At 45.4% G+C, this 25,773-nt stretch carries 21 protein-coding genes and 1 pseudogene; 6 read left to right on the top strand and 16 right to left on the bottom strand.

Going from position 1 to position 25,773, the window contains the following annotated elements; translation table 11 throughout:
- Window positions 1-237: 237 nt before the first annotated feature.
- A complete protein-coding gene (locus QUB61_RS22025) occupies window positions 238-618 on the top strand; it encodes a cupin domain-containing protein (RefSeq protein ID WP_445300188.1) in 381 nt (126 codons plus the stop codon).
- 336 nt (window positions 619-954) lie between these two features.
- Here the strand turns inward: QUB61_RS22025 and QUB61_RS22020 are convergent, their stop codons facing one another.
- The 8 genes from QUB61_RS22020 to QUB61_RS21985 form a co-directional block, all read right to left on the bottom strand.
- Window positions 955-1,614 carry a pentapeptide repeat-containing protein gene (locus QUB61_RS22020; RefSeq protein ID WP_333135016.1) on the bottom strand — a complete coding sequence of 220 codons (660 nt, stop codon included), beginning with the start codon at window positions 1,612-1,614 and terminating at the stop codon, window positions 955-957.
- A gap of 158 nt (window positions 1,615-1,772) precedes the next feature.
- A complete protein-coding gene (locus QUB61_RS22015) occupies window positions 1,773-3,422 on the bottom strand; it encodes an ABC transporter substrate-binding protein (protein WP_333135015.1) in 1,650 nt (549 codons plus the stop codon).
- Between the two features lie 477 nt (window positions 3,423-3,899).
- Window positions 3,900-5,372 (bottom strand): adenylate/guanylate cyclase domain-containing protein, encoded by a 1,473-nt coding sequence (locus tag QUB61_RS22010; RefSeq protein WP_333135013.1) that lies wholly within the window; start codon window positions 5,370-5,372, stop codon window positions 3,900-3,902.
- Between the two features lie 70 nt (window positions 5,373-5,442).
- Window positions 5,443-5,787 (bottom strand): slr1659 superfamily regulator, encoded by a 345-nt coding sequence (locus tag QUB61_RS22005; RefSeq protein WP_333135011.1) that lies wholly within the window; start codon window positions 5,785-5,787, stop codon window positions 5,443-5,445.
- A 45-nt stretch (window positions 5,788-5,832) separates the two neighbouring features.
- Window positions 5,833-6,447: a DUF6272 family protein gene (locus tag QUB61_RS22000; protein WP_333135009.1), complete on the bottom strand. Its 615-nt coding sequence runs from the start codon at window positions 6,445-6,447 to the stop codon at window positions 5,833-5,835.
- Window positions 6,448-6,488: 41 nt separating this feature from the next.
- Complete coding sequence (locus QUB61_RS21995; protein WP_333135007.1) at window positions 6,489-6,692, bottom strand: SpoIIE family protein phosphatase; 204 nt, start codon at window positions 6,690-6,692, stop codon at window positions 6,489-6,491.
- On the bottom strand, window positions 6,679-7,992 hold the full coding sequence (locus QUB61_RS21990) for a SpoIIE family protein phosphatase (RefSeq protein ID WP_333135005.1): 1,314 nt from the start codon (window positions 7,990-7,992) through the stop codon (window positions 6,679-6,681). Before QUB61_RS21990 ends, QUB61_RS21995 begins: the two co-directional genes overlap by 14 nt.
- A 54-nt stretch (window positions 7,993-8,046) precedes the next feature.
- The gene (locus QUB61_RS21985; protein WP_333135003.1) at window positions 8,047-8,460 is read right to left on the bottom strand and encodes a hypothetical protein; all 414 of its coding nucleotides are present in this window, start codon (window positions 8,458-8,460) and stop codon (window positions 8,047-8,049) included.
- Between the two features lie 526 nt (window positions 8,461-8,986).
- Here QUB61_RS21985 and QUB61_RS21980 point away from each other — a divergent pair.
- Window positions 8,987-9,565, top strand: coding sequence for a hypothetical protein (locus tag QUB61_RS21980; protein ID WP_333135001.1), 579 nt, complete (start codon window positions 8,987-8,989; stop codon window positions 9,563-9,565).
- A gap of 247 nt (window positions 9,566-9,812) precedes the next feature.
- Here QUB61_RS21980 and mnmA read toward each other — a convergent pair whose 3' ends face one another.
- Entirely contained in the window at window positions 9,813-10,904 is a 1,092-nt protein-coding gene (mnmA, locus tag QUB61_RS21975) for a tRNA 2-thiouridine(34) synthase MnmA (RefSeq protein ID WP_333134999.1), read from the bottom strand.
- A gap of 591 nt (window positions 10,905-11,495) precedes the next feature.
- Between mnmA and QUB61_RS21970 the strand changes: the two genes are divergently transcribed.
- The 3 genes from QUB61_RS21970 to QUB61_RS21960 all read left to right on the top strand — a co-directional run bounded on the left by QUB61_RS21970 (window position 11,496) and on the right by QUB61_RS21960 (window position 13,927).
- On the top strand, window positions 11,496-13,145 hold the full coding sequence (locus tag QUB61_RS21970) for an NAD(P)H-hydrate dehydratase (protein ID WP_333134998.1): 1,650 nt from the start codon (window positions 11,496-11,498) through the stop codon (window positions 13,143-13,145).
- A 114-nt stretch (window positions 13,146-13,259) separates the two neighbouring features.
- Entirely contained in the window at window positions 13,260-13,508 is a 249-nt protein-coding gene (locus tag QUB61_RS21965; RefSeq protein WP_333134996.1) for a peptidoglycan-binding domain-containing protein, read from the top strand.
- Window positions 13,509-13,666: 158 nt separating this feature from the next.
- Window positions 13,667-13,927 (top strand): peptidoglycan-binding domain-containing protein, encoded by a 261-nt coding sequence (locus tag QUB61_RS21960; RefSeq protein ID WP_333190114.1) that lies wholly within the window; start codon window positions 13,667-13,669, stop codon window positions 13,925-13,927.
- Window positions 13,928-14,543: 616 nt separating this feature from the next.
- Here the strand turns inward: QUB61_RS21960 and QUB61_RS21955 are convergent.
- The 4 genes from QUB61_RS21955 to QUB61_RS21940 form a co-directional block, all read right to left on the bottom strand.
- A complete protein-coding gene (locus QUB61_RS21955; RefSeq protein WP_333136411.1) occupies window positions 14,544-15,014 on the bottom strand; it encodes a TerB family tellurite resistance protein in 471 nt (156 codons plus the stop codon).
- A gap of 115 nt (window positions 15,015-15,129) precedes the next feature.
- Window positions 15,130-17,031: a M61 family metallopeptidase gene (locus QUB61_RS21950; protein ID WP_333136409.1), complete on the bottom strand. Its 1,902-nt coding sequence runs from the start codon at window positions 17,029-17,031 to the stop codon at window positions 15,130-15,132.
- Complete coding sequence (locus QUB61_RS21945; protein WP_333136408.1) at window positions 17,028-17,708, bottom strand: Crp/Fnr family transcriptional regulator; 681 nt, start codon at window positions 17,706-17,708, stop codon at window positions 17,028-17,030. Before QUB61_RS21945 ends, QUB61_RS21950 begins: the two co-directional genes overlap by 4 nt.
- Window positions 17,709-17,868: 160 nt before the next feature.
- On the bottom strand, window positions 17,869-18,753 hold the full coding sequence (locus QUB61_RS21940) for an inositol monophosphatase family protein (RefSeq protein WP_333136406.1): 885 nt from the start codon (window positions 18,751-18,753) through the stop codon (window positions 17,869-17,871).
- Between the two features lie 1,333 nt (window positions 18,754-20,086).
- On the opposite strand from QUB61_RS21940, the pseudogene QUB61_RS21935 reads away from it, so the two are divergent.
- Window positions 20,087-20,611, top strand: a pseudogene (locus QUB61_RS21935) (glycosyltransferase); the annotation flags it as partial.
- 14 nt (window positions 20,612-20,625) lie between these two features.
- On the opposite strand, the gene QUB61_RS21930 reads toward QUB61_RS21935, so the two are convergent.
- From QUB61_RS21930 to QUB61_RS21920, 3 genes are all read right to left on the bottom strand, one after another.
- On the bottom strand, window positions 20,626-21,840 hold the full coding sequence (locus QUB61_RS21930; RefSeq protein WP_333133710.1) for an RNA-guided endonuclease TnpB family protein: 1,215 nt from the start codon (window positions 21,838-21,840) through the stop codon (window positions 20,626-20,628).
- A gap of 682 nt (window positions 21,841-22,522) precedes the next feature.
- A complete protein-coding gene (locus tag QUB61_RS21925) occupies window positions 22,523-24,448 on the bottom strand; it encodes an alpha-amylase family glycosyl hydrolase (RefSeq protein WP_333133709.1) in 1,926 nt (641 codons plus the stop codon).
- A 287-nt stretch (window positions 24,449-24,735) separates the two neighbouring features.
- Window positions 24,736-25,641 (bottom strand): Rpn family recombination-promoting nuclease/putative transposase, encoded by a 906-nt coding sequence (locus tag QUB61_RS21920; RefSeq protein ID WP_333133708.1) that lies wholly within the window; start codon window positions 25,639-25,641, stop codon window positions 24,736-24,738.
- Between the last annotated feature and the right edge of the window lie 132 nt (window positions 25,642-25,773).

Genomic DNA, 25,773 nt, shown 5'->3' with positions numbered 1-25,773 from the left:
GTCCCGCCCGTCCAAAAAGGACGGGCGGGACGCCCATCCCACAAACTTGTGGAAGTTATTTAATTCTCATTCCTAATTGCCACCACAAATGTGGGATATTTGTCTCAATTTATTGCTGCTCGCCAGTGGCGGCTAATTGAGTAATGTTTGAACCGATCGCACTTACGCGCTGACCCTGTCCCTGCTATACTTTTAATTACAGCTATTTGGGCAGACACCGTTAGAGAGATAAACAGGATGGTGGAAACAGTGGACACAATCGAAAAAACTGACGATCGCACGCAAACCCGCTACTGGGGCAAAGTTACAGTCATAGACTCGGGCGATCGTTACAAAATCAATCGCATTGAACTCAAACCGGGGCACCACATCAGAACCCAAATGCACTATCACCGCAGCGAGCACTGGGTTGTCGTCTCCGGTACCGCTAAAGTTATCTGCAACGACTGCGAGACGATTCTCATGCAGAAACAGTCAACCTACGTTCCCATGAATACTGCTCACCGCGTGGAAAACCCAGGCGTTATTCCCCTGGTGATGATTGAAATTCAAAATGGCGAATATCTCGGCGACGATGACATTATCCGTTTCCCGCAGGATGCTCACGAGGAAGATTGATCCGACATCGTAAATATGAAGCAATCGCAGAAGCCAGCGAAAAGCTTTGCACACCGAACCATGACCGAAAGCATCCAGGATACAAGCCCCCGGATTCATCAGTGGAGAAATAAAAAACCTGTATCCGATGAAACTTGCCCCCCGAATTTATCCCTGGGGTCAATGCTTCAATTCTTTAATCTAAAATCTAAAATCTAAAATCGATTGACCCCCTCCGCGACCGGAAACGAGATAAATCCTACAATTAAAACTGTAGGGGCAATTACAGAATTGCCCCTACATTATTATATTAAGTTTTTTAAGCACCCGAATTTGATATAGCAATTGGCGATCGTCCTACGGCAAAGAAGCGTTTTTCAAATCTACATTTGCCATATTGGCATTCTTTAAATTAGCACCGGTCAAGTCCGAACCGTTCAAATTTGCACCGTTCAAATTTGCATTGGTCAAATTTGCATCCCGCAAGTTGACTCCCTGTACGTCTATTCCCGACAAACTGCCGCCTCTGAGACTGACATTAGCTAAATTCGCTACAGACTGGCGAGCATTTCTCAGGTTGGCACCCGCCAAATCGGCACTTTCTAAATTAGCGCCGATTAAATTAGCGCTGGTGAGGTTGGTATTTTTCAAACTGGCAATCACTAAACCCGCCAGACTCAGATTAGCCCGGCTCAAATCAGCACCCTCCAAATTTGCCCCGTGCATTTTAGCCGCAATTAAACTCGCACCTTGCAATTTAGCTTGTTTCAGATTTGCTTCGTTCAGTTTGGCTTCGTTCAAATTTGCACCGTTCAAATTTGCACCCCTCAGATTCGCACCGCTCAAATCTGCACCGCTAAGGTTCATACCAGCAAGTTGCGCTCCTGTCAAGTCACATTTGCTACATTTTTTAGTTTCTAAGAGTTGCTTGACGTGTGAGACGTTTTCTGCTTTGACTCCCGAGGCAAAACCGATCGCAATCAGCAGCCCTGTTGTTGTTAAAATCCCAAGTTTCATATACCCACCCTCAGCAAGATCTCTCTTTAATAATATCCCAGCTTTTTTGAGAGGGTAGGGTGAGCGGTCTCTTTAATAAACTGTGACAATCCTCACCCTATTGTGCACAAAATATGCAATAATTATACGTTTCAATTCCTGAAAATTCTAGTAAAGAATTATTGCTTTTTCAGGAACCAAAAAGGAAAGGATTGCGTCGGTTCGAGACGGACGCCCGTGATGCTGTTTTGAGCAAAGGTATAGTCCTTATCCTGCCAAAGAGGGATGAAAGGTACATCTTGACCCAGTATGTCTTGAATTTCGGCAAATAGGGCTTTGCGGGTTTGAGGGTTTGCTTCTTTGCGTTGCTTGTCGATCAGTTGATTTACCCGATCGCTATAATAAAACGAACCCTGACCTTGACTAGCACCCTTTTCACAGCCCCCGGCGGCCGAACCGGTGGCACAATCCAAAAACGGCTGAATGTAATTGTCGGCGTCGAAAAAGTCGGCGTACCAATCCACTAACACCGCAGGATAAATTCCCTTCTCTATGTTTTGAAACAAAGTCGGAGATTCAACGCTGTTAATTTCTACCTGCATTATCCCGTCCATTTTGAGTTTAGCTAGCGCCTCGATCGTACTAGCCACTAAAGCTCGTTTTGTGGAAGCTGAAGGATACCAAATTTGCAGAACAAAAGGATTTGTGGCCGAGTATCCCGCTTTCGTTAAAAGTTCCTTAGCTTTTGCAGTGTTGGCATCGCCGTACAGTTCTTTAAAAATCGGTTTTTGAACGTCGAATGTTGTGGGAATCAGACTGTAAAGCGGTTGTGCTTGTCCCCGCAGTACGCGATCGTTAATCAGGGGGCGATCCATCGCTGCTGCGATCGCCTGTCTCACTTCTAACTTGTCCAGGGGTTGAGACTTCATATTCAGCGTCATGTAACTAACCGTACTGCTTTCCCCCGCGATTTCCTGCCATTTCCCTTTTTTTGCTCCCTCGTCCAAGCTGCGAACTTGGTCTGCATCCAGAGACAAATAAGCCACATCGATCGCACCAGTCCGAAAAGTATTGAACAAATTTGACGAACTAGAAAGCAGCAAAAGGTCAATTCCTTTATTAACTGGTTTTTCCCCCCAATACTTGTCAAACACCTCAAACTTGAGAGAATCGCTGCCGTACTTCGCCAGCTTGTAGCGTCCAGTTCCCACAAACGTATCTGGTTTAAATTTACCCTCCCCAATCTCGTAAGCTTTCGGAGAAACTGCACAAATACCGCCAAATGTCAACAGAGAAGGAAAAGCAGCAAAAGGCTTTTTGAGTTGAAAAGTTAATTCGTATTCGCCCGTCGCTTTCACCGATTCTACTGCATCGCCCAACAAGAAAGCCGGACGGCCGCCATTTTTGATAAACCGCTGCAAGGAAAATTCCATTGCTGCGGCGTTAAACGGTGTGTCGTCGTGAAAAATAACGCCTTGACGCAAGGGGATTGTATATGTCAATCCGTCTGGGCTAACTTTTGGCATTGCAGTCGCTAAATTGGGGATTAACTTTGTAGTTCCCGACTCGTAGGTGTAGAGAGTGTCGCCCAAATTTTGCAGCAGTTGTCCTGATAGAATTTCGTAAGCGTCCGCAGGGTCGATCGTGCGCAATTTCAAGGTTGTGCCAATAGTAACGCGATTATTAGCATTGTCGCCGCTCGAATTAGGCGAGCGATTAGCCCCCTGTCCGCAGCTTGCAGTTAACAAGCAGCACAGACAGAACAGAGCTATAACTTTAATCACTGAAGGTTTTATATATATTTTCTGCTGCTGCTTGTTGATTTGCATCGTCTTTTTTTGACACTCCAAATTACTCATTATATTATCACAACACTTCGCAGAGTTTCAGGGTTTACTCATGGGTAGCCGAGAAACATGGTTTTTCGCAAACCTCCTAGGTTTATTAACGAGCAATATAGTCGGAAACCGGATTTCTGAGGGAGCGAGTGCGATCGTAAACCCTTGCGTTTTGAGTTCCTAGTCTAAAACTCTTGGTTTTTGCATATCCTGTGCTGCAGCAAGGGTTTCCCTAATACTGAGCGCCTTGAAACCGTCATTCTACGGTTTGTAATCAAAAACAGTCCGAAGTGTTGACTAATGACCGAAAGCATCCAAGATACAAGCCCCCGGATTCATTCCGAAAGCAGACTCAGGACCCAGAAATAAAAAACCTGTATCCGATAAACAAGCGCCCGAATTTATCCGTGGGGTCAATGCTTCAATTCTTTAATCTAAAATCTAAAATCTAAAATCGATTGACTTGCTTTAAATTCCTTTGAGGAGCGATCGCCAATCCCGACAGCGTTTCAGGTAAATACGAGCTACTTGATCGCTCGGATTTGTCCGCAAACACTCTTCAAACAATTTTCCCGCTTCTCGGAACTGCTTGCGCTCGCACAGTAACATAGCTTCAGTATATACGGGCAAATTTTCTAGCTTTGCCGACCTAATTTCCGGAGGATCGGCATCAAATACCTCATAGACTACGACATATTGAGATTTTCCTTTTACCTGTACTTTATCCACAATCCGAATAGCATAATCAGCCGGATTTCGCAACCGTTCCAAAGTCTGGTGAGAAATTAACAGAGGTACGCTGTAATCTTTAGTCAATCCTTCAATGCGAGATGCCAAATTAACAGCATCGCTAATCACAGTGCTGTCCATTCGGCTTTTACCCCCGACTGTCCCCAGCATCAAAGAACCCGAATTGATGCCAATGCCAATTTGAATCGGGACGTAGCCGACACGTTGACGGTCTTCGTTGTAATTAGTCAGGATATGTAGCATGGCAATACCCGCTTTCACTGCATCATCTGCAAAGTCACTAAACAGAGCCATAATTGCATCGCCGATGTATTTGTCAATAAACCCGTTATTGCTAGTAATAGCCGGCTCCATCCGCGAAAGGTAAGCATTGATAAAATTAAAATTTTCTTGAGGTGTCATAGTTTCCGAAAGCGTCGTGAAGTCGCGGATATCCGCAAATAGCACCGACATTTCCTGCTGCACTTGGTCGCCTAAATTGACATCTATAATACTTTCATATCCCAATAAATTTAGAAATTGATGCGGCACAAATCGCCCGTAGGCATCAGTTAATTCTGATTCTGCATCCAGGGATTTTTCCAAATTTTGATTGAGTTCAAATAGTTTCTCAATAAATTTATGGCGCTCGGTTTCAGCTTGTTTGCGTTCCCCGACATCTTGAAAAACTGCCATCGCAAAAGCAACTTTGCCCGCGTCAAAAATTGGCGTTCCCCAAGCCTCAATGGGAACGTTCTTGTCGGGTCGATGAATTTCCATATCATCAGCCGTCGCGTTGTGGCCCCTCAAAGCTCGGACGATCGGCAAATTCTCGCAAGGGTAAAGAGTATCAGTTCCCGCGACATAAACCTGATAACTTTCTGACAACTCCTCAACAGAATTTAACGGCAAAACCCCTTGACCGAGTAACTGCTGTCCGGCGCGATTGATGTAGTAAGGTCTGCCTTGAGAATCGAGTACGGCTACGCCTATCGGAATCGCTTCCAGAAATTGAGCCAGCTTGATTTCGCCTTCCCGAACGGCCTCGAATGCCCGAGAGCGCAACTCAGTCTCAACCGTATCGGAATGTTCAGCAGTAGTTTCCAGCAAGATTTCCAGATCCGCTTTTTCCTCCTTCAAGTCTTTCACTTGCTGGCGCAATCTTTCTATCTCTAAAAGTAGGTGTTCTCTAGATGGTTGTTCTTCCAGCATAACGCGAGAATTTGCGCCTCGACTAACAGAAAATTGCTCAACAGCCCGCGCCCTAAAAGTAATCGTGTATCTATACTAATTCCAACTGCAAACCAGGCATCAGGCGCTGGAAATTCCTCAAAGATTTACCTTGCCAAGCTATGCGTTGAGAACCTTGTACCGCCATTTCCACCCGGGCTTTTTTGCGCTCCTCGATAATAAACTTCGACAGCATATTGATGCCAGCACTGTTCAAAAATTCTAACTGTTGCAAATTGAGGGTTATTTTCGCGGGTTCCACGTCGGCAACCTTGCCCAGTAACTGCAGTATCGGTTCGTACTCCGTAGGCCCCCTCAGCCTGAGAGATCCCACAAAACTCACGGTTGCCGTTGCTGGATCGTAACAGATCCGGTAATCTTCTGTCTTAATTTCCATTGTCGCAAAAAAACTCCCCTAGATATTATCGATCGCCAGTGTTGCTTATACTCTCAATTGCACTATAGTTGTCACCGCAATTACTTCCGGGTCTTTGTGCACGGTCTGGAACTTCCAGCCGATTTTGGCGCTATAATCGGTGAGCATGGTCAACAAACCCAATCCAGAATCGGTACAGCTTTCCTCAACAGCATTTTTTTCCAACTGCTGAATGTAAAGCTCGCTGGGCTCCGAGGCCAGCAACTGCTGAATGTAAGCCTGAAACTTGTCCACACCTTGCGGAGAGATACTGTTAGTAACTGAGAAAAGCACTCCGTCGCTCTCTAATTGCAGTTTAATGTTGATCGGGTACTCCGAGGTTTCATTATTAAACTTCATCGCATTTTCTAATAACTCGTTAGCAATGTAGCTAACAGCGCTTTTAATTTCAGCTTGTCTTTCAATTGTCGAGGAGTCGTCTTCGTTACCAGGAAAAAAAGTCGCCAAGTAGTCAGCCATAAAATCCGCCGACAAACCGTTGTTCCGCCACCGCTGCTTCAGGGGAACCGAACTCGGGGAAAATCCAATTATTAAGTATTCTTGGCTAGCGGGCAACTCGATGAAATCGCCGAAAGTCTGAATCATATCAATGTAAGAGGTAAAGTTTGAAAAGAGGAACATTACTGAATCTATTTTAAACTTAAGAAGTGAGATTTAATTAGCTATTTTTGTTTGAGTACCAGCAATGTGATGTCATCAAAAACTTTTTGTTCGCCGATGTGCGATCGCACGTCCTTAATTACAGCGTCCCCGATATCGGCAGCCGAACGCTGCCAATTAATCTCTATTACCTCAATTAACCTCTCTAAACCATAAAGCAGTTTATCCATATTTTCAGCTTCTGTAATTCCGTCAGTGTACAGCACTGCCACATCTCCTGAATACAACTGCACACTTGGAGAGGGCAACAAATTTAGCAATCTCTGCATCCAGCCCGATCGGGAAACCCAAATCGATCCTATCAAACCCCTCGACACAACCGTTACACCGCACGACAATCATTTCTTCGTGCTTGCCGCTCAACTTCAGCATTCCCTGCTGATAGTCTAGCAAAGCAAAGCTGGCGTTTTTATCTAATTTCATGCGCTGCACATTATCGTAAATTAAACTGTTAATAGCGCTTAAAAATTTAACCTGCTCTGGTTCATTGTCAGCGAGCCAAGTTCGGACTGCCGTTTGAACCACAATCATTAAAACGCCGCTCTCCCATCCGTGTTCCCTAACATCGTCCATGCCAATTTTTACTCGACCTTTGTGCTGGAGTACGTCGTAATAGTCGCCGCCTGCTTCCTCAGCAGCTTCCATAAATCCCGCAATATCTAAGCCGATAACTTTCTTGAGTTCTCGGTCTTTTGACAGCAGCATCTGCTGAATTTTGCGAATAAGGTCTAGTTCGGATATCATTCGCATATTTTCAGCTTTTAGGCAATCTTTGAAAAGAGTAATTTTTTTATTTCCACCACTTAAGGCATCGGCAATCTTGTTAAACGCACCCACAAACTGCCCCTCTTCATCTCTGTTATCCAAAATAATTTTGTAGCCTAGATTGCCGCTTGGCATCTTTTTTGACGCTTCGTCAATAACAAATACAGTTTGCATAATTGCGCTGTAAACCTCCAGAAGTATAGCGATAAAAAGGGCTAATTTTATTAATAAAATTCCCATTAATTGTCGCGTTTTAACAAAATATTTAATTCTATATTGTAGCGAAAAGTCTAAGTTGTTTACATTTTTATGACTGAGTTTTAAACTTGAATTTAAAGCAAAATCGCTCCGGTTAATATAGGCATCATATTTGATTAATACACTGCGATATATCGTTTTATCTAGTAGCTTAATTAGCTGCTTAACCTGAAAGTTAAAATTTTTTAAATTTTGTGTTAATTTCTGTCGCCGATTCCCCTGAGGATTATTGCTAAATGCTACCTCCATATTAATGGCCAAATCATCATTGATTTCTCTCACTCTGCTCGAAAGAGTAATCAGTTGCGCTCTTTCCTCTGGTGGGGCCTCGGAACCCAGGCTAAATTTTTGAGAAATTAGCCTAATCTCTGACAAGATTTTTTGCATTTCTGGAAAATTAAGCAAAGTAGCATTTATCAAATAATAGGTATCCAAATCTGGGTCTAAAATCAGATTGGAAGTATCGCAGAATCGAGCGCTCAATCTATTAATTTCGGCAGCTAAACCTTGATATACAAAATCGTAAGTTTCTCAACTCTACTGGCTGCGGCGAAGTTTTAAATTTTGCCAATATTGATAAATATTATTTAAAATATCACTGGCAATTAATATGTTTCCGAGCTGGGGATCTGTATTTCCCAGGGATTGAAAGTTCGCGTCTATCTTAGCTTCAAAATTGGCCCTGGATTCTGAATTGCTTAAATTAGGATTTAAACTCTGATAATTTAACAGTTGAAGTTTCGGTATGTATTCCCTCAACTGGCGCCGCGGGCGCAGGTATTGATTGCCGTAAATTTCTTTTTCGGCAAAATCAACCCGGCTGTTAATTTCGGAAATCAGCAGGTACATGACCAAGGTTAAAGGTATTGCAAATAGAAAACCGATTAAGGTAAATTTTTGAGGATAGCTTAGCAGATTTATGAGATGGATTCCTGGGGATTTTCTGTCCATAATTGATACATTTCAATAAGATTCTACTATAAAAGTAGCGCTCGCTACTAAAATCGCTTCGGGAACGATCGCTCTTGAAAACCAGAATGGTACAATTAATCAGCGATAGCTGGCTTAATTTCTAATGCGTTTGGGTCCTGTTGCAACAAATTATGCGGCAACCCCCTCGATCTCAGTGGCTCAGCTCGCCTTCCACAGTCTAAAACACCTTTAGCAGTTTGGGAACAATGAATAGTCATTTCTACTGAGATTGTGGGGCTGAATTAGATGCTTTTAAGAATATTTACTTAAACATAAATTTTTCTTAATACCCGGAGACTCTGACTAAAAATTAAGTCATAAATGGGTAGTGCAAGTTTCCTGAAACACAAGTGCCGGCAGCGAGTAAGAAATACTTGCGTCGCACCATCCGTCAAGTTGGTTCTACAAAAAGGAACTAACAGCATCAACAACAGTGTCTAAATAAGAATCGGCAGTAGAGTGGTCAGGAGCGATCGCGCATTGTGTAAAGTGAGGCAGAGGGCGTATGATGAAACCAATCTCCAAAAATAACTCTCAAAACAATCAAAACCGAGACGAAAAGCAGCCCAATCCTTTAATATTGGCTTTGGTGCTAACAGGAATTCTGGCCGGAGAAATGTATCCGGCGCTAAGAGACACCGCAGCAGCTAACGCGGGCGCTCTCAAATATTCCCTTTCCCAATTGGAAAGCCAACAGCAGCAAACCGCGCAGCAATTTTCCTCAGCGGCGGTGCCCCCAAAAATCAGCTATTCGGTATTTGCACTCAATAGTCTAACTTCCGAACCGGTCAATTTGGCCGAGGGTACGCGCCAAAATCCCCCGAACCAATTGCCCGCAACCGTAGCAGCAGCACTTCGCCGAGAGTTGTCGCGGTCCACTGGCATTGCTGCTGACAAGTTGAAAGTAACTGAATCGAGCCGACAAAGTTGGTCGGATACTTGTTTAGGACTCGGGAAAGCTGAGGAAATTTGCGGTCAAATGATTGTCGAAGGTTGGCGGGTTGTGGTTTCTGATGGCAGCCAAACTTGGGTTTACCGCACTAATGCTAGGGGAAATATCTGGCGTTTGGAAAAAAAAAGCTAGTTAGGTAAATGTACCCCTGTGATATCGATTCCGGTTACACCGGAATGATGGGGAGTGGTCCGTTGGGAGTCGGGAGTCGGGGAATGTCGAATTATTGACCTTGACTTTATCATTCCGGCGCAGCCGGAATTGATATGAAATGAAAAATAAGTTTTTTTTGGAACAGGCTTTGGGGCCTGTTCCACAAAGAGTGAATTTTCTTCTGGGAGGTTTCTTGTGGGGTGGGCACGCTCGCGTGCCCCTGACATCAAGCTGGGAGTTGGTTTCTTTCTATGATGCCGCCGCCCAACAGCACATCCCCGTCATACCAAACAGCCGCTTGTCCGGGGGTAATACTCAACTGCGGTTCGTCAAAAATCAACTTAACTCTTGTACTACCAGCTTTTTCCTCTGCTTGGGAGGGTTCCACAGGAATAATGGTAGCGGGCACGGGGTGCGATCGATACCGAATCTGTACCTGAGCCCGAATCGGAGCCATGGGCCCGGCCACAGAAACCCAATTCACTTTCTGGACAGTACATTCAGATTCTACTGCCAACTGCCGATCGCCCACAATTACCCGATTGCCAGCAGCATCGAGTTCAATCACGTACAGCGGTTCCGGTGCAGCAATCCCGAGTCCCTTCCGCTGGCCGATGGTGTAGTGGTGCACGCCGTCGTGCTGTCCGAGCACCCGCCCTGCCTTGTCCACAATGTCACCCTTTTGCGGCGCAATGTACTTATCGAGAAAAGCCCGCATCGAACCGTTACTTTCCACCAAGCACAAATCCTGACTTTCCGGCTTATCAGCAGTTTTCAAGCCAAATTCCGCCGCAATTCTGCGAGTTTCTGTCTTGGTAATTTCCCCCAAAGGAAACTCCGTACCCGCTAACAAATCCTGTGTTAGATCGTACAAGAAATAAGACTGATCTTTCGCAGGGTCGATCGCCCTCCGCAACTGATAGCGACCCGTAGCAGCATCGTAAGTAATGCGAGCGTAGTGCCCTGTAGCAATCTTTTCAATTCCCAGTTCTTCGCGAGCATACCTGAGCATCGGCCCAAACTTCACAGTTTTATTGCACTGCGAACAAGGCAGAGGCGTAATTCCTGCACTGTAACCCTCCACCAAATAATCCACAATACTTGCCTGAAAGACCTCGCGGCTGTCAACAATGTGGTGGGGAACGCCCAAATCTTCGCAAATTTTAGCTGCATCGACCATTCCCTCAGAGCAGCACTGACCTTTGCCCTTCATCAACCACAGCGTTAAACCCACCACTTCATATCCCTGATGGTGTAAAATTGCGGCTGCTGCGGAACTATCGACCCCCCCGGAGAGGCCTACAACAATCTTGTTCATAAAAAAAATCGGTAAGTGGGAAACGAGCGTCACAAAGAGTGCACAGAGGGAAACGACCCTTCGGCTACGCTCAGGGCATCGCTCGGGGATTTCAATAAGCGAGTGAATCTTTCCATTAGACGGGGATTGCTAGAAAAGGTGTACTTTTGTTATGTACGAGCGATGGGACAATTACCATCTCAACTTTTGCAACCCGCTCACGCATAATGTTTGCTCCTTTATGAGCCTCCCTTTCGGGGTCATTTTAGCTTGCGCCTTAGTTAACGGTCGGTACTCGATGTAGGACACTGATTTAACCCAATAAGTCTGTTTAATCCTAGATTTCGCGATGCAAGGAACTATGCGAAGCATCCCCTGGTAGGTCTTGAACTCTTACCGTTAACGCAGTACGCGAGGTACTGAGTCTGGTCAACCGTCACTTAAGTCTTAGGCCTTAAGCGAGCGTGTCTTTAGAGCTGGGTCGTTGACGGTTGGGGAGAAATTGCTATTTTACTGTTACTTTGTTCGATCGAGCTAATTTATTGTAGCACTAAGATACTACAAAATGCCACTGCTGCTGTTAGCTGAAAGCTTACCACCACTGTAATCGAAATGACCATTCAAAAATTTGTTGTCACCGCCGACCAAATGCGGCAAATAGAAACCCGAATCTTTGTCGCTGGAATGCCAGTAGCAGCTTTAATGGAAAAAGTCGCTGGACTGATTGCCCTACGCATTCAGCAGCTTTTGAAGGCGGAAGGAAGTTCGGGAACGAGCAGTGTACGGGATTTAACGGATAGAGGGAAAAGCCCAGAAGGGAAAAATCTTGTTAATTCTCAACTGCCAGTTATCGGTGTATTGGTTGGGCCGGGACACAACGGCGGCGATGCTTTGGTTGTTGCCCGCGAATTGCACTTTCAAGGATTCCAAGTAGTTATTTACTGCCCGTTTTCTCAACTCAAAGAACTCACAAAAAGTCACGCTGATTATGCGCGTTCTTTAAATATTCCATTTGTTGACAATATTGAACGGCTCAAAAGCTGCAATTTGCTCGTGGATGGTTTATTTGGATTTGGATTAGAACGAGAAATTACTAACCACACAGCCGCCGCAATTGACGAAATAAATAATTTAAACATCCCCGTTTTCAGTATAGACATTCCCTCGGGAATTCATACAGATACCGGAGAAGTTTTGGGAACCGCAATCCGAGCAAAACATACATTATGTTTGGGTTTGTGGAAAATGGCATTTCTGCAAGACAAAGCGTTAGAATATATCGGCAGTTCAGAATTGATTGATTTTGATATTCCCGCAGCAGATATTGCAGCAATATTGGGCGAAACGCCAGCAATACAACGCATTACAAAAGCATGGGCAACTCAGCATTTGCCGTTACCCCGATCGCCAATTTCGCACAAATACACCAACGGTCACTTACTAATTATTGCAGGTTCCCGCCGCTACAGCGGAGCGGCAATTTTGGCAGCATTGGGAGCAAGAGCAAGCGGCATCGGCATGCTGTCAATTGCTGTTCCTGAGTCGATTAAACCGATGTTGAGCAGTCAGTTGCCAGAGGCATTAGTTATAGGATGTCCCGAAACCCACAGCGGTGCAATTAGCGAGTTGCCAGTAGCAATTGATTTGAGCATCTATGATGCGATCGCCGCAGGGCCAGGTCTGACATTAGAAGCGGCAATAGCTGTAGAATCTGTACTGGAGAGCGATCGACCTCTGGTTTTAGATGCTGACGGTTTAAATATCCTCGCTCAACTCGGCACAGTCCCGATTTTGTCCGAACGCTCACCACTGACAATTATCACCCCTCACCCGGGCGAATTCAAGCGTTTATTTCCCGAACTAGCCCACGAAACTGGCGACGATCGAATTGCCGCAACTCAAGCAGCAGCTCAGCTTTGCGGTGCCACAATATTGCTCAAAGGAGCCAAAGTTTGCATAAGCTGGAAGGATGAGGGCGATTCCCTACGGGATAGCTACGCTTCGCGTACCATCACCTACCTCAATCCCGAAAGCACCCCAGCCCTCGCCAGAGGCGGCAGCGGCGACGTTCTCACAGGCTTGTTAGGGGGACTATTAGCAACAGCCATCGCCCGCAATTCTCCTTGGAAATCAGTTGCAGCAACAGCAGTTTGGTGGCACGCTCAAGCCGGAATCATGGCAGCCAAAGAACGGACAGAATTAGGAGTAGATGCCTTTACTTTGACACAGTATTTAATTCCAGCTTTGCGAAAATTTTCTTAGCAAACAATCAACAGTCGGGTAACTCAATTGAGTGACACTCGAAAAAGAAACTGTGCATTCACAAATCCCACCAGTTATACCTGAAATATCAAAGACCAAAACTTAAATGTTGATATGAACTACATTATGTACACCGAAGAAAGAAGCCTGAACAATGAAACTATGGCTCTCGTCGCCGATACTAATCCTCAATCAAGTCTTGGATTTGCTGAAACCACTAGAGTTAACAAACCCACTTTACCAATCGGTTCAACAAATCAAGCTGTCACGGAACTACAACAGCTTCTATATGATTGGGGATATTATTTCGGCCCGATGGACGGTATCTTCGGCGTCCAAGTTCAAAACGCCGTCAAAGGCTAAGCTGTGTTGCATCTAGATTGCCTATGGTATTAGAGAGGGAGAGGGGGTGAAGGGGAGAGGGGGAGAGGATTTGACGATTTTTGATCGGGACTCGAAATATACAATTTAAATGCACAACAGCTTATCAACACCGCGTCTTTTTTAAAGAAGATGGGATTGTGGCTTCTATAAGTTGGGAAGCACTATACTCTGGTGCACGTATGAATATGCCGATCGTCATGAAGGGCAGTTCTGGCAATGCTGTTAAAATTGTTCAGAAAGTCTTGAAAATCAATGGATACTATTTCGGTTCGATTGACGGATTCTTCGGGACGATGACAGATGTAGCAGTGCGACAATTGCAAATCAGCAAGGCTTTACCGCAAGATGGAATTGTCGGCTATAGAACTTGGCACGCCCTCAGCAAGTTACCGCACTAATGAGGGGTTGAATTCACTTTCAGTTATCGCCCAAAATCCGTAGCTCAATTAGGGAGTTAGGCGCCTAAGCTGTGTTGCATCTAGATTGCCTATGGTATTAGAGAGGGAGAGGGGGTGAAGGGGAGAGGGGGAGAGGATTTGACGATTTTTGATCGGGACTCGAAATATACAATTTAAATGCACAACAGCTTAACTCCCTAATTGGCGTTAAGGGGAATGCGGAGAACCCGAAGGGCGATCGCAAATTCTGTTACCGTTCTCGGCGATGAAAAATATTCTCGACTTTTCCGTGTTTATTTGTTACTATAGCAATTCTAAATGAGCCGTAAATTTTTTACCCACCCCAGCCCTCCCCTTACTAAGGGGAGGGAGTAAGAAATTCACAAATGATTTAGAATTGCTATATATTTTAGGAAATAGGGAGCCACAATCCGGTTCATTTACCTTCAGTTTTAGTTGTAAATAGTTGCACTCAGAAAATTTTTATTCCGATACTTACGTAACAAGACTTACGCATGGGGGGCTTATTCCCGGTTTCTACGAAAAATTCCAGGTTGAGTAACGAGAAATCTAGGAATCAACCGGGTTTTTAAGCCAAGCGCGCGCAAGTCCCGAACTAGCCTTTGATGAACTTTTCTAATTTGTGAGCCATCTTCTCGACAATTCCCTCCGAAGTATCTGCCGATGCTTCTGCTTCAATACGCTTGACCGCATCCTCTGAAAGATTCAGCAACTGCACTAATTTTTGATAAGCTGCGGCTTCTTCAGCGTTAATTTTTGGTTCGTCGGGAGTACGAGAACTAGAGGAAATCACTTCATAGCCGAGTTGCAAGACTAATTCTTTTTCATCTTGAGTTTCTAGCTGGCCGATCAACTCGTCAAGGGGGATATTTTGCATGATGTAATCCCGCAGTTCTTGTTGTAGTTGTTGTCCGTCGGTATCTGGGGCAAACAAACCGCAAAAGCGATCGAGCATTAAATTAACTTCTTCTGTCGCGAGTTCGCCGTCAGCCCAGGCCATAGAAGCAACAATTCTCAGCAGATTCATCTGGCGGGGCGTAATTGATGGAGGAGGTGGGGTTTGCATAATCAAAATTGGTAATTGGGAATTGGGAATTGGGAATTGGGAATTGGGAATTGGGAATTGGGAATTGGGAATTGGGCCTGATTCGTTCTTGTCTTTTCTTTCCCCTTCCTTTATGTCACAGTTTTGATAGAGGAACTCCCAGCCATCCAGTAAAGTTTTGTTTCTGAATAGCAGTGGGCTGTTCCACGGGCACGATCGAGTAACGCGTCGGTCGCGGCGGGGCGAGAGTAACGCGACAAGTCCGCAGTTCGTCTTGGTGAAAAACTGTCACCGAGACGATATCCCCAGGCTTGAAATCTTTTAGTCTCTCGCCCGCTTGTTCTGCATTTACCCGAAAACCTTCGATCGCCAGCAACTCGTCCCCAGCATCAATTCCGGCCAATTGTGCGGGAGATCCAGCTTCGACAAATTTCACCATTTCCCGCCCGTTTTCCAGTCCCAACGTCCAACCGATGCGAGGTGTTTGGTCAATTTCACCTGCGATGAGTTCCAGCCCGAAAGGTTCCAGATACTTGTTGTAAGGCAACTCTTCTGTGCCGTCAATATAGCGCGCGAAAAAGTCGCTCAAATCGATGCCGGCGACGGACTCGATCGCACTTTGCAACTCTTCGGGAGTAAAGCCTATTTCTGCTGGCAGCTTGGGAGCATTTAACTGTCCGTTTGATGTCAGATGCGCCGGCTTGGCGTCTGTTCCCGACTTCTGTTCAAAATTGCCGTTTTCAGGCGAATTAGCATTGCCAAACTGCTGCCACATCAAACGCATCACATCGTCGAGCGATCGCGAATTGCCGTGTCTGGCTCGAATCAACAAATCGAGCAAAAACGAAACAACTTCCCCTTTCAAATAATAGGAAATCTGCGAGTTATCGCTGTTAGCATCCCTGCGATAAAGTTTAATCCAAGCATCCCAGCTCGACTCGCTCGCAGGCTGCACGCTCCGCCCCGGAGTCGTCTGCAAGCGAGTGATTTCCTTAGCCATGCATTGGAAATAACCTTTCACGCTGTAGAGACCCGCTCGAAAAGGAATCACCAAATCGTAATAACTGGTCGTGCCTTCAGAAAACCATAAAGAAGGAGTGTAGTTCTCTTGTTCGTAGTCAAATACTTCCAGAGCTTTCGGTCGAATGCGCTTGACATTCCAGAGGTGAAAAAACTCGTGAGCCACCAACTGAATAAAGCGTTCATACTTTTCCTTAGCCCGAAAACTAAAACGCGGATAGTTGAGAGTGCAGCACTCCTTGTGTTCCAAACCACCAAAACCCGAGCCGGACAAATGCAGGAAAAACACATAGCGTTCGTAAGGCAAACCGCCGAACATTTTTGCCTCGACTTCGATAACTTTTTGGATGTCTCGAATCGCCCGCTCGGGTTCTAAATTGCCTTTTCCCCAAACAACTAGCTGGTGGGGTTTTCCCATCACTTCAAAGTCGTACACTTCGTGACAGCCAATCTCAAAAGGACTGTCTGCGAGAGTGTCAAAATCCGCAGCAGCGAAAGTAAGATTTTGGCCAGAAACAGGCGGCAAAGTAGTAACGGTGCGCCATTGGGGCTGAGGGGGCACAACGGTCACGGTGTAGCAGTGGCGCTCAAAACCGGGCAAGAAAAAGCACAAAGCCGCTGGATTGAAATAACCGTGAGTCGAGTCTAAATGATTGGTTCGCACTGTCAGTTCGTTGGCAAAAATGCGGTAGCGAACCGTGATATCTGACACCGAATCGGTCTCGATTTGCCAGTGATTTTTGCTTTTCTTGCGCCAAGGTAAAGCTCGATCGCCGGATAGCGAGCTAAAATCTTGCAGGTGGCGGGCGTACTCTCGAACCAAATAAGAACCGGGAGTCCAGACAGGCATTTTTAAATCCAGAACCGGCTGCGACCAACCTTGCACGCGCAAAGTCACTTCAAACAGGTGGGATTCAGGATTGGGCATCGCCACCAAATATTGAATTGTCGGTGCAGTTAGTTGCCTCTCACGGTTGCCGGCCGCGGACGAGGCATCCAAAGAATTAACATCAGTCATTGACTTGCCAAGTTAATCAAGTGCTTGAGGTTGATCAAATGGATAGCTTGGTGGTCTGGATCGATTTTGATCCAACCTTTACTATCGAGTTTTTCCATAATTTTGCTGGTTTCCTCTAGGGTGATATCTGTAACATCAGCTAAGTCTTCATAAGGAATATTGAAGATATCTTTGCCCTCAGCAGTTTTCTGACCGTAGTTTTCTGCCAGCTCGACTAAAGTATTTGCTAGTTTAACCGCTGGCTGGCGGTTTCGGAGTTGATAGCGGTGATTGGTTTGGCGGAGCCGCCGCACCATCAGTTGCAGCATCCGGTGGTGCAATTGCGGGTCTTTAAACAGGGTTTGGATAAATCGCTGAGCTGTAACGCTCAGCAGCCGCACCGGCGAGAGAGCAAGTACGTCATTCGATCGGGGAGATTCGTCAAGAATTGCCATTTCGCCGAAGAACGCACCCCGTCCTAAAATAGCCATTGATACAGCTCGATCGTTTGACAAGCGCCGGACTTTTACCCAGCCAGACACGACAAAGTAAATCGCGTTGCCCCAAGAATCCTCCATCACCACAGCTCGGCCCGGGGGATACTCATGCTTGACGGCATTTGATAGCAGCCCTCCCAAGGTTTCTGGGTTAGCACCCTTAAATAGAGGGAATAGCTCACTGAAAGCTTCTGTCTTCATGCAAACTCGCGGAGGTGGGAAATATGATTAGGCGACACCCAACAGCTAGGGAACGATCGATGTTTGGGAACACAAACAATCCGTTGCTCCTTTAATTGATGATAAGGGTGCAGAGGCGCGCTTCATGTAAAATTGATAGATTCTTTAATCTTAAACGGGTTTACAAGCCTGCCACTGCCTGTTGAACTTTGCCCAACAGAGGTTCTATGTAGTGCGGCCAGCCGATCGCGATTGACTGCGTGTGGGCCAGAGTCTCCGGCTCGATCGCATCTTTAGTCCACCTCAGCGGTTGACCTTGCAAGTCGCAACAAACCAATCCGGCTGCTTTTGCTAGAGCCAGAGGGCCGGCGGTATCCCACACTTTAACTCTGCCGTTGAGATACAGGTACAAACCGGCTCGACCGAGAATGACTTCGATCACTTTTAAGCCAAAGCTGCCGAGCGAGTAAAATTCTGCTCCGGGGATGCTTTGGGCGATCGCCCGGGCGTAGTTTTTCTGGTCTTTGTCTCCGAGTATAATTTTACAATTTTCCGCTGTCGGGGCTGGAGGTTTGCACAGCGCGATCGGCTGCGGCGCCATCGCTCCCACAGTTTGGAACAATCCCCAATCTTTGCCGCCAAAATACATTTGGTCAAAAGCCGGGGCGTAGATCCAGCCGGCCATCGGTTCCCCCTCAAGCAGCAGCCCCACCATCGAAGCGTAGTGCAGTTTTCCCCGAATAAATTCTTCAGTCCCGTCGAGGGGATCGATGCACCAGAGGCGGTGGTAATTAGCCCCGTAAGCTGCTCTGGAGGCGGCATTTTCCTCCGTGATCCTGCCGTCTTCAGGAAACAAAGCGCTAAATGCTTCCGATAGTTGTCGGTCTAAGTAGCGATCGATACTCGTCACGTAGTCGTTGGGCCCTTTCTCGGAAACTTCAAAAGGTTGGGCTGCGAGCTTGTAAGCTTCTTGACCGCACTCGCGCAGGGTGTAGCGAATTTTTTGGTCTTGCTCTGGAGAAATATACATGAGGTTAAAAATAAATGCTTCAGCTAACTTCAGCATAAAAGCTTAAGTCCTTTGAATCGATCGGCGCGTGTCACTGTTTTTGACTGGTACAGGATTTGCGCGCGGGTGTCGAGAAACCCGGTTTCCTAACCATCAGCGCCGTTGCGATACAAGCCCCAGACAGGATTGGTGGAACTCACAAAAATTTAGACATTAGCGAAAACCCCCCAGATTCATCTGTAGAGTCAAATCCCAAATCTCAAATCGACCAGCGCCGTTGCGATACAAGCCCCAGACAGGATTGGTGGAACTCACAAAAATTTAGACATTAGCGAGAACCCCCCAGATTCATCTGTAGAGTCAAATCTAAAATCTAAAATCTAAAATCTAAAATCTAAAATCGACTGACCGATCGCACTAGCACTTTCAAGAGCCGAGGATAGAATCTTCTGAGGTTAGATAATTGGTGCCAGATAATCTTAGGCCAATAAGATTATCAAGGAAATTGGGTCTAAAACCCTGTCCTTCTAGGACGGCTTTAATTTCTTGAATCCCTTCCTAAAAGTCAGGAAATTTCTAGTATACTAGATTCGTCAAGGTTAAACTCCTGCGCCCGGAGTGCATAAAAACAGTTAACGACACACTTTTAGGCGTAACCCGGGGGACTCATAGCAGCGAAAACTCTATAAACAGCTAGGGGCTTAACACAGTTCCTTTAACCAGAGAAACAAACTATTTAGTCTTGTTAAGTAGGGTAGGGCATACCCGAACTCGCTTGTAAATATACTAGTACGCTTTTGGAGATAGACCCTAGGCGAGTGACTGCGAATCAGGCTCGTTAATTGGTAGAAATTCTACAGTTAAAAAGTTTGAGTATTGCCTTTCATGACGCAACATTTTAAGGTCAGTCGCTGAATTAAGAATCCCTGTCCTTTAGGTCAGGGAGTGTCAAAAGGAGAATACTTTGAAATACCATTTGGTCTTAGGTCGCAAAATAGACCTAGATGGAATTGACCGCGATGCAAAACTCGGCAAATGCCCTCGCCACGTCCTGCGAGCCCTCAGAGACCGCTTAAATGCCACCGTCCACGCCCCGGATGGCGAAGCGATATCGTTGAGCGACAAGCTGCGATCGAAAATTTCTTCTAAACCCGAACATTGGGCCGCCGCCCGCAAGTTGTCCGAGCAAGTCAGCAGCGACGACGTGATATTTTGTACCGGCGAGGACATTGGCATTCCACTGGCCGCGGTGTGCGGTGAATCGTCCGTGAAGCGTAGCTATCCCGTAGGGAATCGCCCGAAAATTGTTGTATATTTCCACAATATCGATCGGCCGCGCGGCCGCGTCGCCCTGAAACTATTCGGTTTGGCTGACAAAATTGACCTATTCATGGTCAACGCCCGCCCTCAAACTGACTTCCTCCGCAGCTATTTAGCTATACCTGAATCGCGCATCTTAGTGCTTCTAGAACAGACAGACACCCAATTTTTCACACCTGGCCCCGTTTCTGGCGAGAAAAAGCGGCAAACAGTTGTTAGCGTCGGATTAGAAAAGCGCGACTACCGACTCCTAGCAGCAGCAACTGCTGATTTAGATGTTGACGTAAAAATTAGCGGTTTTTCTAAAGATGCCAAAGCTTTATCGCAAGCTTTCCCCGATACTATGCCAAAAAATATGTCGCGCAAATTCTACGAATGGCCCGATTTAGTGCAGCTTTACCGCGATGCAGACGTAATTGCAGTTTGTTTGGCGGACAGTAAATTTGCTGCGGGAGTGCAGGTTTTGGTGGAAGCAATGGCCTGCAAGCGACCGGTCGTCATTACTCGGACTCAAGGTATCGTCGATTATTTAGCGGCCCCGGATATTGCCAAAGTGGTAGATGTGGGAGATGCAGCAGGTTTGCGCGAGGCGATCGTCCATTTGGTGAACTACCCACACTTCTCTTCGAGTAAGTGTGGGCTTCCGGCTTCATTGACAGATGCCTTTCCACCTTGCGGCTTATTGGTCTTACTCCGCCTCTGCACGGCAAGAACGGGGTTCCCTCCGTCGATAGTCAGTATCCGAATGCCTTCAGTTCGGATGTTCAATGCAGCATTACCATCACGGTCATGATGAGTTCCACACTTAGGACAATCCCACTCCCTGATATCAAGCGGCAATTGATCGACAACATGACCACAGCATGAACACTTTTTAGAACTGGGAAAAAATCTGTCAATTTCTACGAGTTTACCTTCCTTGCGCTCTAGCTTGTACGTAAGGAAGTTGACAAATATGCCCCAACCGACATCGGATATTGCCTTGGATAGCTTACGGTTCCGTACCATACCCTTTGTATTGAGATTCTCTACAGCAATGACTTGGCTTTCGTCTACCAGTTTCCTGCTCAATTTATGCAGAAAGTCTTGGCGGGTATTTGATACTCTCTCGTGAACCTTAGCTACAAGTTTTGTATATCTCTCCCTAGTTTTACTCCCCTTAGTTTTACGAGCAAGCTTTTGTTGTTTCCTGGCAAGATTCTTTGCATGGCGCTTCAAGTGCTTGGGATTAGAATACTTGGTTACTTGTTCACCGTCATGAACAATGGCAAAATCCTTCAATCCCAAGTCAATGCCTAAAGTTTTGTTTCCAGAATCCGGGCAATAAGAGTCTTCTGTTTCACACAAAATAGAGGCAAAATACTTGTCCGATGGAGTCTTACTGATTGTTACTGTCTTAATGATTCCAGTGATTTCACGATGAAACACTGCTTTGATTTCACCGATTTTTGGAACACAGAGCAAATCATTTTTAACAGTGACGTTTTGAGGGTACTGAATTGACTGTTTATCCGGCTTTGACTTGAATCTAGGAAACTTGGCTATTCCCTGAAAAAAGTTTGTATAGGCTTTATTGAGATTGATTGCCACACACTGCAATACCGCAGAGTAGCAATCCTCTTTCAACCAAGGGAAGTCTTTCTTCAGTTGAGGCAACATCCCTTTGTAAGTTGCCAGCTTTAAAGTTTTACCCGTTTCCTGGTAGTGCTGAATGCAGGCATTTAAGGCGTAATTCCAATACCAACTGGCGCAACCAAATGACTTTGATAGAGCCACTTGTTGCTCTGCAGTTGGATATAATCTAACCTTAATTGCTTTTAGCATTTTACTCCTACAAACTCCTTGTATTATAATACCAAGCGAGGAAACAATGAGGAAACAAAATGAAGTATAAATACATCATAATTCGGACATCAGAGCGATGATTGAATAAGCTACGTTTATATGCAGCTTCAAAATAAAAAACGATGACTCAGATAATAGAAGACTTTATCGACAGTTTACCCAGTAAGAGATTGGGCGACTCCGTACCTACGTCGCCCCACGATTCATCCCACGCTCACCCTTCGGGTTGAGACGTGGGGCTTCTCGTGAATTAAGCTAAAAAATCCTCAAGAAGCTGAATCTCAAGCGCAGCGGGGGTACGAAATGGTTGTGACCCAGCACAGCAGCGAACTTTTTGTCGATGTTTTAGCCCAGAAGCTGCGATCGCTTTAATCAAACTGTAGGGTGCGCCGGGCCGCGCACCATAAATCACGTCCGGATCATGCACAATGCACACCTTACTGCTATACATAAAAAGCCAAAATATTTGTTACCTAAGTCATATTTACCAAGTAATGAGTTATGAGTTGCAGTTACCAATTAAATCTCACAGCAGTTAAGCACCTACTAAATAAACCGAGTTTTTAAAACATAATCGAAAGCCTTAAGGAAGTATTTTCGTTTATCAAACCCGGTTTATGCGCCTAGGAAAGTCTCACTCAAAACTCACAAATCAAAACTATTAAGACTCCCGTCCACTCACCCACTTATCCCGCCATTTCACAGTCCCTTCCGAAACTAAAACCCAGCGGCGACAAACCAGATTTTCTCGCAGTGGCGACTGTCCTTCCCGTAGCAGCGCATACTTATAAGAAATCAACTTCCCCGCACTTTCATTAAAAGGAATCTCCCCAAACCAAGTATTAGTATTGATATACTCCAACGGGAAACCCTTACCAATATCCCAATTCCCCAGTTCCGGACAATCCCCAATCACCACAATTCTTTCCCCAGGCTGAGTTTTAACGTTGTTAAGCTGCGCCCGCACGATAGTTTTTGCCTTAACTCGCTCTCCGACGCGGCTAAAAATCATTACTTCCCGCGAACCCAACTCTAAATTGTACAGCTTCCCATCTTTAACTTCAAACTTGCGGCGCGATAAAACCTCCGTATGCTCTCCATCAGGCAGCTCAGTATCAACCTCTTCAAGAGTAACAGAATTGCCACGATTCAGCGCTACAAACACCACAGAATCGCGATAGCGGCGCACGTAACAATAAACATCAGGAGTTAGATATTTTTGCCACTGACTCCCCATCGAAATAGCTGGATTCAGCCGCCGCAATCCAGACAGCAACCGCACATCTCGGTAAATAGGCGAATCAGTATCCCACTTTTCCATCATCGGGCGGTTGTAAGGGTCATTTCCCCCTTCTGTATCATCATGCAGATACTGTTCAGTGCCGTAATAAATACATGGAATGCCGCGAGTCGTCATAATTAAACCTATCGCCAACCGCAGCATTTCTGGATCGGGATTCAACGACTGAAACCTCGGCATATCGTGGTTGTCAATAAAAGTAATCAACTCCGTCGCCCCGTAGTAGTGGAAATCCAGATCCAGTACATCTTGGACTAAGCTAAATCCCGCTTCAGCACCCTTTCCCAATACTTCTCGAATTGCCACGCACAGACCAAAATCTAAAATAGTCATCCCTGACTCGTTGACAAATTCCACAGAACGCTCGTTTCTAGGGTCGCTGTAAATCCATTCGCCAAAAATGAAAACATCAGGTCTGTGTGTTGAAATGTCAGCATTAAATTCCTGCCAAAACCAAATAGGCATATGCTTGACTGTATCAACCCGCAAAGCATCAACACCTCTGTCCAGCCATTGTTTAATTGCTGACTTAATGTAATTGCGGTATGCAATATTGTTTTCGTTGAAAGTTGCTAAACCAGACAGTTCGCAGTTTTGGACTTGCCATTCATCTTCCCAGTTTTGGACTTCGCCGTAGTGGTGATACCAGTTATCTTTATCGTCGTTAAAGTCAGCTATTTTTACGCCGTCGTCGTAGAGTTCCCCTTTTTTGCCACTAAAATCAGGGTTGCTGTGATTGCAGACAATATCGAGCACGAGTTTCATGTTTCGCTGGTGCAACTCGTATACTAATTTGTCAAATACGGTATCTTTACTTTCTTGTGTTTGGTTGATAGAAGGATTGTCGCCTTTAGCAATAAAGCGGGGATTTAGTCGCTTGAAATCTTTAATCCAGTAGCCGTGAATCGCTGCTTGTTCGATAAATAATGCTTCAACTTGCTCGAACAGTGGAGTCAGCCAAACTGCGGAAACACCCATATCTTTTAAGTAGTCGAGTTTGTCGATAACTCCCTGCAAGTCGCCGCCCCAATATTTGCCCCAATCTTTGCCTTCTGGATCGTAAAGTTCTGGGTTTGGACCTTCGCTATTTTCGGGGTCGCCGTCGTAAAAGCGATCGACTACAAGGAAATAAATTGTTTCTTGGCGGAATTCAATGTCTCTGGTGTAGAGGAATTCTAAATCGAGTTCGCTTTCTGGCTTAACTTCTTCTACCAGAGAGTCAATTTTTTCTTCTGGTTCGCTAACTTCGTATTGAGAGGAAGTTTGATTGGGAGTGACTGGGGTCATGAGATGTCTTTTTGGATATAGTAAGATTAGTCAGTTATTCAGAGCGAGAGTCGGAGATAGCTTTCCCCTCTGACTGACTTTTACAGCATCATACGGAATTTACTCGTTTAATGAAATCTTCCTTTAGAGAGAGGGCAGACTCATCCTTGAGAATTAAGTGGATGAGAGTCAATATGTAGCGTAATTCTCAATCAAAGAGCCACAGCCTCAAAAACCTGCGCTACCAGGCTCAGCCTGGTAACGAGAAAAGGTGCACTAATTGTGCGATCGCACTTTTTCGCTTCCTTTCATTCCTCCCGCAAGTTTTGGATATCTTCAACGCTCAAACCAGTAGTTTGACTAATGGTTTGATTGTCAAGGACATTGAGAAGTTGCCTAGCAATTTCTAGAGCCTTTTCTCTCATTCCTAGGGCGAGTCCTTCTTCTCGGCCTTCTTCTCGGCCTTCTTCTCGCCCTTCTTCTCGCCCTTGTGCGAGTCCTTCTTCAATTCCCTTTCGCAAAATTCCCTGCTGATCCAGAATATACCTTTCGCGTGCTTCTAAATCTGCCAACTCTTCTGGATTCAAGTTAGTTTCATTAGCAATAGCAAAGGCTTGCTGTATTTCCGAGACTGTTTCCATTGTTTGCGGTACCACTTCCAAACTGGGAGCATTTTTCATAAAATAAACCCACTTGTCAGTCAAAGTTTCTAATTCATCCAATTGTTTATTGAATTTTGGCAACTCGATAAAGATCAGTTCTATCTCTGGATCGACATAATCAAATAAACGCTTTTTCTCCTTGAACACAAAGTGAGAAATTACTTCTCGGTCATTGTCAAACATTTCAAAATCAGTAATGGTCAAAGCAATTACAGGTTTTAACTTAAAGTAACCTTCACCGCGAATCAGTTGTGTCGAGTAAGTTTTCGCAGTATTGTAAACCACCCGTTTCGCAAAAGATTCTACATTTAAAACTTGCATCTCGATAATTACAGTTGCGCCTCCTGCAAGCCTGGCTTTGACATCCAGGTAAGAGTCTTTGAGATACTGTACTCTTGATGCTAAATACGGGTCGATAATTTCTAAGTCAGCGATGGTGGGATTGCCATCATAAATCATGGCATTCAGAAAACTGATTAAGATTGGTTTGCTTTGATTGGAACCGAAGATTTTTTTGAATGCAAAATCGGTTTTGGGGTTAATGAATCTCATGGTCAATCTCTTTTAAAATGACTTACCTATTATTTTAACCCATTGGGAAAATCGGTTGGATATGTTGGGATTGGCAGCTATATCGTTTGTTCTGCAACTCTCCGGGGTGGGCGAGTTGCCAAAACTGGATAT

It is taken from the genome of Microcoleus sp. C2D2, assembly GCF_036702495.1.
Taxonomy (GTDB): Bacteria; Cyanobacteriota; Cyanobacteriia; order Cyanobacteriales; family Microcoleaceae; genus Microcoleus.
This window is presented reverse-complemented; position numbering and strand designations above follow the sequence as displayed.

Coding starts and splice junctions, on each gene's coding strand:
- QUB61_RS22025 (WP_445300188.1), top strand. CDS start 238: ATGGTGGAAACAGTGGACACAATCGAAAAAACTGACGATCGCACGCAA.
- QUB61_RS22020 (WP_333135016.1), bottom strand. CDS start 1,614: ATGAAACTTGGGATTTTAACAACAACAGGGCTGCTGATTGCGATCGGT.
- QUB61_RS22015 (WP_333135015.1), bottom strand. CDS start 3,422: ATGCAAATCAACAAGCAGCAGCAGAAAATATATATAAAACCTTCAGTG.
- QUB61_RS22010 (WP_333135013.1), bottom strand. CDS start 5,372: ATGCTGGAAGAACAACCATCTAGAGAACACCTACTTTTAGAGATAGAA.
- QUB61_RS22005 (WP_333135011.1), bottom strand. CDS start 5,787: ATGGAAATTAAGACAGAAGATTACCGGATCTGTTACGATCCAGCAACG.
- QUB61_RS22000 (WP_333135009.1), bottom strand. CDS start 6,447: ATGTTCCTCTTTTCAAACTTTACCTCTTACATTGATATGATTCAGACT.
- QUB61_RS21985 (WP_333135003.1), bottom strand. CDS start 8,460: ATGGACAGAAAATCCCCAGGAATCCATCTCATAAATCTGCTAAGCTAT.
- QUB61_RS21980 (WP_333135001.1), top strand. CDS start 8,987: ATGATGAAACCAATCTCCAAAAATAACTCTCAAAACAATCAAAACCGA.
- mnmA (WP_333134999.1), bottom strand. CDS start 10,904: ATGAACAAGATTGTTGTAGGCCTCTCCGGGGGGGTCGATAGTTCCGCA.
- QUB61_RS21970 (WP_333134998.1), top strand. CDS start 11,496: ATGACCATTCAAAAATTTGTTGTCACCGCCGACCAAATGCGGCAAATA.
- QUB61_RS21965 (WP_333134996.1), top strand. CDS start 13,260: ATGAACTACATTATGTACACCGAAGAAAGAAGCCTGAACAATGAAACT.
- QUB61_RS21955 (WP_333136411.1), bottom strand. CDS start 15,014: ATGCAAACCCCACCTCCTCCATCAATTACGCCCCGCCAGATGAATCTG.
- QUB61_RS21950 (WP_333136409.1), bottom strand. CDS start 17,031: ATGACTGATGTTAATTCTTTGGATGCCTCGTCCGCGGCCGGCAACCGT.
- QUB61_RS21945 (WP_333136408.1), bottom strand. CDS start 17,708: ATGAAGACAGAAGCTTTCAGTGAGCTATTCCCTCTATTTAAGGGTGCT.
- QUB61_RS21940 (WP_333136406.1), bottom strand. CDS start 18,753: ATGCTGAAGTTAGCTGAAGCATTTATTTTTAACCTCATGTATATTTCT.
- QUB61_RS21930 (WP_333133710.1), bottom strand. CDS start 21,840: ATGCTAAAAGCAATTAAGGTTAGATTATATCCAACTGCAGAGCAACAA.
- QUB61_RS21925 (WP_333133709.1), bottom strand. CDS start 24,448: ATGACCCCAGTCACTCCCAATCAAACTTCCTCTCAATACGAAGTTAGC.
- QUB61_RS21920 (WP_333133708.1), bottom strand. CDS start 25,641: ATGAGATTCATTAACCCCAAAACCGATTTTGCATTCAAAAAAATCTTC.